Raw genomic sequence first — 7,180 nt, forward strand, 5'->3', positions numbered from 1 at the left:
GCCGGACGTTTGGTGCAGGCGCAACTGAATACAAGAGGGTAGTTCAAGCCACGCTCAAGCTATTCGGTGTCCTGGCAATAGCAATGGTCTTTGTCCGTTTCGATGTCGCACGGGGCTACTTTGCGATTGCCCTGCCCCTAGGGCTTGTGCTGCTCACCGGAAGCCGGTGGCTTTGGCGGAAGTGGCTGAACCAGCAGCGGAGCCGGGGCGAGTACCTCTCCCGCGTCATCGTGATCGGAGATACGCCGGACGTCGAGTACGTGATCAACCAGATCGAACTGAATCCGGCCGCCGGTTATCAGATTTCCGGTGTGGCTTTGTCCACCCTGGATAAGTCCCTGGAGCTGCGGCCTCCCTGGTACCGCATTCCGGTTCTCTCGACACTGGCTGAGATTTCACGGATGGTCAAAGTCGCAGGCGCGGATGCCGTCATCGTTGCGGGCCCGCTCCCTGGAGGCAGCAAGTACATCCGGGAACTGGGATGGAAGCTCGAGGCAACCGGAACGGAACTCGTCCTGGCGTCACGCCTCACAAACGTTGCCGGTCCGCGAATCCACTGGCGCCCTGTAGACGGATTGCCGCTGGTGCATGTGGAGCTCCCTCAGTATGCCGGCGGCAAGCACGTACTGAAACGCGTAGTAGATGTCGTGGCTGCCTCAGCGGCGCTGGTGGTTTTGTCGCCCCTAATGCTGATCCTGGCCGTCATCGTCAAGCGCGACAGCGCGGGTCCAGTCATCTTCCGCCAGGTACGTGCGGGCAAGAACGGCGTTCCCTTCCACATGTTGAAGTTCCGGACGATGGTTCAGGCCGCTGAAACCGACATCGACTCCCTGCGAGACCTGAACGAGGGTGCCGGCCCGCTCTTCAAGATCCGAAATGATCCACGAATTACAAAATGCGGGCAATGGATGCGTAAGTTCTCCCTCGATGAGCTGCCCCAGTTCTGGAATGTGCTGACCGGCGAAATGAGCCTGGTCGGTCCCCGGCCCCCGCTGCCTCTCGAAGTCCAGAGCTATGAGAAATTCACCCACCGCCGGCTGCTGATTAAGCCCGGGATAACTGGGTTGTGGCAGATCAACGGCCGTTCCACCCTCCCCTGGGAGGAGAGCGTCCGACTGGATCTCTATTACGTGGAGAATTGGTCGCTCACGGGCGACCTCGTCATCCTGTGGAGAACCTTTAGAGCCATGCGCAGTCCCGTCGGTGCGTACTGAAGGAGATGCTATGACCCCCCGAATCGGCTATGCAGCGGGCGCCTTTGATCTATTTCATGTAGGCCACCTGAATTTGCTGCGGCAGGCCAAAGCGGAATGCGACTTCCTGGTTGCCGGCGTTGTCACCGATGAGCTCCTGGTCAAGACCAAGGGCCAGCCGCCGATAATTCCGCTGGCAGAACGTTTGGAAATCGTTCGCAATATCCGATTTGTAGATGATGCGATTTCTGAACACCTCCCGCGCAAGATCGACACCTGGCGTTCCAATCCCTTCGACGTTCTTTTCAAAGGGGACGACTGGAGGGGCACGCCCAAGGGCTTGGAGCTTGAACGAGATTTCGCGGCAGTGGGCGTGGACGTTGTCTATTTTCCCTACACCGTGCACACGTCGAGCACAGCCATTCGCCGGACCCTTGAGCTCCTAAACTCCGACGCTCAGGGGTGGGTGCCCCTGCAAGGCATCCCCTAATTCAAAACGTTCGGGCCCCACGGGGCCAGCCAGCAGGTCTCTCTAAAACCACAAAGTCCCCGGGGGGGAAAAATGAAACATAAAGCTGTTCGGCGTGCCGGATTACGTATTGCACTGGTCGGGACACGGGGTGTGCCCGCACATTACGGCGGCTTCGAAACCTGTGTCGAGGAAGTGGGGCGCAGGCTAGCTGAGCGGGGCCATCTGGTAACGGTCTACTGCCGCTCCGGAAACGGCATAGACACCCGCGTCAAGGAATACGAGGGGATGCAGCTTGTGCATCTGCCGGCACTCCGCCGACGCTCACTCGAGACTTTGAGCCACACCGGATTGTCGGTGGCTCATCTGCTGTTCCGCAGGGCTGACGCCACAATCGTTTTCAACGCAGCGAACGCTCCTTGGCTTCCCCTTCTCCGGTTGGCGCGCATTCCAGTGGCCACCCACATGGACGGCCTGGAATGGAAGCGGGCCAAGTGGGGGACCCTCGGGAAACGGTACTACCGCTGGGCAGAGAGATTTTCCGTCCGGTTTTCCAATGCCCTTATTGCAGATGCAGCCGGGATTCGTGACTACTACCGCGCCACCTTCAATGCCGCCACCCAGCTGATTTCGTACGGCGCACCCTTACTTGCGCCCCGGGAGCCGGAACGTCTCGCGGGCATTGGCCTGTCCTCCGGGCAGTACCATCTCGTGGTGGCCCGGCTGGAGCCGGAAAACCACGTTCATATGATCGTTGAAGGCTATGTCCGGAGCGCCGCCAAGCTCCCCTTAGTCGTCGTGGGAACCACGCCTTACGGCCAGGAGTACAGCCAAAAGGTACAGGATTCCGCAGACTCGAGAGTGCGATTCCTCGGCGGGGTTTGGGACCAGGAGTTGCTGGATGAGCTGTACGCCAACGCCTTGGTCTACTGGCACGGCCATTCTGTCGGGGGCACCAATCCTTCCCTGCTCCGGGCGATCGGTGCGGGTACGGCGACCAACGCTTTTGACGTCAACTTCAACCGCGAGGTGCTGGAGTCAGCCGGCGAATACTTCCGCGACCCGGCCGACGTCGCACGGTTGGCCGAGGACTCTGAGGCGCGTCTCGCCGGAACCAAATCGAGAGGGAGCCAAGCCCGGGAAATTGCGGCGAAGTACGACTGGGACCTGGTGGCAGATCTTTACGAAACGCTGTGCTACGGGCTGGACTCCGGTGCCCTGACCCACGCTCAAAACAGCGAACCCCCTGCCGCCGGACGGGCGCAGGACGAAAGCCGGGTGGCATCGTGAGCAGGGTAGGAGCACAGCATGCTCGGACGTCACCGCCGCGGACCGGCTTCAAGGGAACGCTCGCAGCGCTGGGATCCGCCCAGAAACCAGTAGCGGCCGGGGCCCCGCCATATTCCATACTCGTCAACCGGCGGGCCGGCAGATTCGTCGCGGCAGCAGCGTATCGCGCCGGCATGTCCCCTAACCAGGTCACCGCGGTCAGTGCAACCTTCACCTTTGGCGGGATAATCCTGCTGGCCACGACCGCCCCGGCTGGGTGGGTCGGGGCACTCGTCTGGGCAGCGCTGGCGCTGGGATACATCTTTGACTCCGCAGACGGGCAGTTGGCGCGGCTCCAAGGGAGTGGCTCCGTGGCCGGAGAATGGCTGGACCACGTCGTGGACAGTACGAAGATCGTCAGCCTGCACCTTGCCGTTCTCATCGCGGCCTTCCGCCATTTCCAGCTTCCCTCGGATGGATGGCTCCTGGTTCCGATTGGCTACGCCATCGTCGGAACCGTGTCGTTCTTTGCGATGATCTTGAACGATCAGCTCAAGGCAGTGGTGCTGCTGAAGTCCGGCCGCGCTGCCATCCCCAGGAAGTCGTCAGCGCTCAAATCTGCGCTTTTAGTCCCCACTGACTACGGAGTGCTGTGTTTGGTGTTCCTGCTGCTGGGGGCCCCGCTTGCCTTCTTCACGGTTTACAGCTTGTTCTTCGCGCTCAACGCAATGCATCTGGCAGTGGCTTCGACCCGGTGGTTTGGCGATATGAGAAGCCTCTCAACATCCAAATTGGTCTCAACTCGGAGCGAATCATGAATAACAGCACGAATACTGCAGAGGGCCGTCCCCTGGACAGCCGGCGGAGAGTCCAGTTCCTGGTGATCGGATTTATCCTGACCGTGTTCCTGATAGGAGCCATCATCTGGGGGACCAGCCAGTCCTCCAACCACCGTCCCGCGGGTCTAGCTGGCTCCTCAACCGGGGTTGTTGCGACGCCGACACCGACAGCGACGCCGACGGAGACGGCAATGCAATCCTTGCCGGGCGGCACAACTGCCCCGGCCTCGCCGGCTTCCGCGCCGGCCCCGGAGCCGACGGCGGCCAGCCCGGCTCCTGCGCCCGCGACCGGCAGCGACGCGCAGCTTGCCAACGTGGACCAGCCTGTCGCGCCGCCGGTCCCGCTGGATCAACCAGCATCCATACGGGAAGGCATCACCGCCGAGATCACCGAGTTTGAGAGCGTCCAGGGACAGGCTCAAAAAGCCGGTGAGGTCGCTGGCCCATCCCTCCGGTTCACCGTCACTCTCCACAACAGCACGGACCGCCCCCTTACGACGGCGGACGTCGTAGTGAACGTCAGCGCAGGTGCGGAGGATCTGCCTTCCATCACGCTCAGCGGGCCTGATGTGTCCGAATTTCCCCCCACGATCGCCCCCGGGGAGTCCGGCTCGGCAACGTATGTTTTCCTGGTTCCCGTAGACCAACGGGACAAGGTTCGAGTTCTCGTGAATTTTCAGGTTGATTCGCCTATTGCGGCATTCGAAGGTGCCGCACCGACAGAAGGTAAGCCATGATCGAACCGTCCAGTCCCCAACCCGTTCCAACAAACCGCTCTCGACGCTGGCCCGGTAACGGGCCTAGGAAGCTTGGCGCCGTCCTGCTCGCTTCCGCGGTTGCTATGTCGATGGCCCTGGTCGCGGCTCCTCCCGTTACGGCCGACACCGCTCCTCTTGATCCCGCCAACCCCGCCACACCCGTCACCGTCTCGGCGGATGCTTTGCCCACGGTGCAGATCGATGGAATCGTCTGGCAGCAGGTCATCATCGGCAACGTGGCCTACGCGGTAGGACAATTCAACACGGCCAGGCCGGCCGGCGCCGCACCGGGAACAAACACCGTCGCCCGGAACAATATCCTGGCCTACGACGTCACAACCGGAAATCTGATTACGACATTTACCGCCAGCCTGAACGGCATGGCGAAAACCATTGCGGCTTCACCAGACGGATCCAAGCTCTTCGTCGGGGGCGCCTTTTCGCAGGTGAACGGCGTAGCACGGCCCTATGTAGCTGCGCTGAACCCCACGACTGGTGCGCTGATCACGTCCTGGGCGCCGAAAGTTAACTCGCGTGTGGTGGCTCTCACGGCATCCAACAACGCCGTCTACATGGGCGGGTGGTTCAGCGGCGTCGGATCGGTCAGCCGCCCCAAGCTGGCCGCAGTGTCGACGTCAAACGCTACCCTGCTGAATTGGAACCCGGTCCCGGCCGGCGGCGACGTCAACACGCTGCTCGTTTCACCGGATGACTCCAAGGTTGTAGTGGGGGGCGGCTTCACCACACTCAACGGTTCGAGCAACCCCGGCTACGGGCTGGGGGCAGTCGATACTAACACCGGCGGGCTGTTGCCGTGGGCCGCGAACGGCTTGGTGAGGAACGGCGGGCCACAAGCAGCCATCCTCAGCCTCGCCAGCGACGGAACAAGAGTTTACGGAACGGGCTACGTGTTTGGCAACGGCGGGAACCTGGAGGGAACATTCTCCGCTGACTGGTCCGACGGTGCCATCAAGTGGGTCGAGGACTGCCACGGCGACACCTATGGCGTCTACGCATCCGATACAGCCGTCTACACCGTAAGTCATGCCCATTACTGCGGAAACATCGGCGGTTTTCCCCAGACGTCGCCAAAGTGGACATTCAATCATGCACTGGCGTTCAGCAAGGCAGCGACGGGCACTCTGACCGATGATCCCTATGGATACTTCAATTTTGCCGGGAATCCCTCGCCGTCTCTCCTTCAGTGGTACCCCGAATTCGCCGTCGGCACGTTCAGCGGCGCATCCCAGGCCGCCTGGAACATCACCGGCAACAACCAATACATCGTCGCCGGCGGCGAGTTCCCAAGCGTAAACGGAAAAGCCCAGCAGGGCCTGGTCCGGTTTGCAGTCAAGGGCATTGCGCCAAACAAGCAGGGCCCGGTGGTCACAGGCGCCGCCTTCAACCCGTCCGTTATCAGCACCGCCACCGGAACGGCGAGGGTCAGCTGGCAGGCGAACTGGGATAAGGACAATCAAAACCTGAGCTACCAGCTCATCCGTGACGGAAAGACTGCCACGCCGATCTACACCAAAACACAGGAGTCCGACTTCTGGCGTCGGCCGGGCATGGGATACATCGACACGGGACTGGCGGCCGGATCCACCCACACATATCAGATCATCGCCACCGATGCCTTCGGCAACACCGCGAAATCGAACGCCGTCAGCGTCACCACCGCCACGGCCGGGAGCGTCAGTGACTATGCCCGTGGCGTTCTCGACGACGGTGCGGCTGACTACTGGCGGTTGGGCGAAGGCAGCGGAGGGACCGCCGTAGACTGGGCCGGCTGGAGCGATATCAGCCTAGGGACCGGCGCAACACGCGGAACCGCCGGCGCCATCACCGGGGACACGAACGCTGCAACCACCTTCGACGGAACGAATACCGGGTTCGGGGCTACCCAGACCCGGATCCAAGGCCCGGACACGTTCACGGCCGAAGCGTGGTTCAAGACCACAAGCACTTCAGGAGGCAAGATACTCGGCTTTGGAAATAGCCCGACAGGAGAGTCCGGCAGCTATGACCGCCACGTCTACATGGACAACGCAGGACGGATCATCTACGGCGTCTACACCGGAAACACGGAAACCCTGCAAAGCTCCGCCGGTTTCAATGACGGGCAGTGGCACCAAGTCACCGTCAGCCTTGGTTCTAACGGAATGKTGCTATATGTCGACGGAAAGCGAATTGCGAAGCGCGCGGACGTGACCAGCGGACAGCCCTACACCGGGGTCTGGCGAATCGGTGGCGACAACCTCAACGGCTGGCCGTCGCAGCCCGCAAGTAGCTACTTCCAGGGAAGCATCGATGAAGTAAGCATCTACCCGACCGTACTGGGGCTGTCCCAGGTCCAGAACCACTTCCAGGCCTCCGGCCGCACCCTTAACCTGCCCACTGCGCCTGTAGACAACTACGGCAAGGCAGTGTTCCAGCTCAACCCGGACCTGTACTGGAGGGTGGGCGAAACTACGGGAACGACGGCAGCCGACAGCGGTGCGGTAGGCAATACAGGTACCTTCGTCAGCGGAACGAGTCTGGGACGCCCAGGGGCGCTCGCAGGAGTGACTAATACAGCCGTCGAATTCGACGGCACATCGGGCTTGCTCTCGTCCGACGCCCAGTTCTCCAACCCCACGGTTTACACGGAGG

Annotated in this window: 6 protein-coding genes; all 6 read left to right on the plus strand. The window is 61.6% G+C overall.

The features are described from left to right. On the plus strand, nt 1-1,214 hold a 1,214-nt coding region (locus AC1D1W_RS19165; protein ID WP_476944522.1), incomplete at its 5' end, for a sugar transferase. A gap of 10 nt (nt 1,215-1,224) precedes the next feature. After that, complete coding sequence (locus tag AC1D1W_RS19170; RefSeq protein WP_243180547.1) at nt 1,225-1,683, plus strand: FAD synthase family protein; 459 nt, start codon at nt 1,225-1,227, stop codon at nt 1,681-1,683. A 72-nt stretch (nt 1,684-1,755) separates the two neighbouring features. After that, nucleotides 1,756-2,952 carry a DUF1972 domain-containing protein gene (locus AC1D1W_RS19175; protein WP_476944523.1) on the plus strand — a complete coding sequence of 399 codons (1,197 nt, stop codon included), beginning with the start codon at nt 1,756-1,758 and terminating at the stop codon, nt 2,950-2,952. A gap of 173 nt (nt 2,953-3,125) precedes the next feature. Further along, nucleotides 3,126-3,749: a CDP-alcohol phosphatidyltransferase family protein gene (locus tag AC1D1W_RS19180; RefSeq protein ID WP_308197238.1), complete on the plus strand. Its 624-nt coding sequence runs from the start codon at nt 3,126-3,128 to the stop codon at nt 3,747-3,749. Then, nucleotides 3,746-4,507: a hypothetical protein gene (locus AC1D1W_RS19185; protein WP_243180552.1), complete on the plus strand. Its 762-nt coding sequence runs from the start codon at nt 3,746-3,748 to the stop codon at nt 4,505-4,507. Before AC1D1W_RS19180 ends, AC1D1W_RS19185 begins: the two co-directional genes overlap by 4 nt. Nucleotides 4,508-4,611: 104 nt before the next feature. Further along, a partial coding sequence (locus AC1D1W_RS19190) for a LamG-like jellyroll fold domain-containing protein (RefSeq protein ID WP_476944524.1) occupies nt 4,612-7,180 on the plus strand: 2,569 nt, incomplete at its 3' end.

Source organism: Arthrobacter sp. P1_B4 (genome assembly GCF_056406555.1).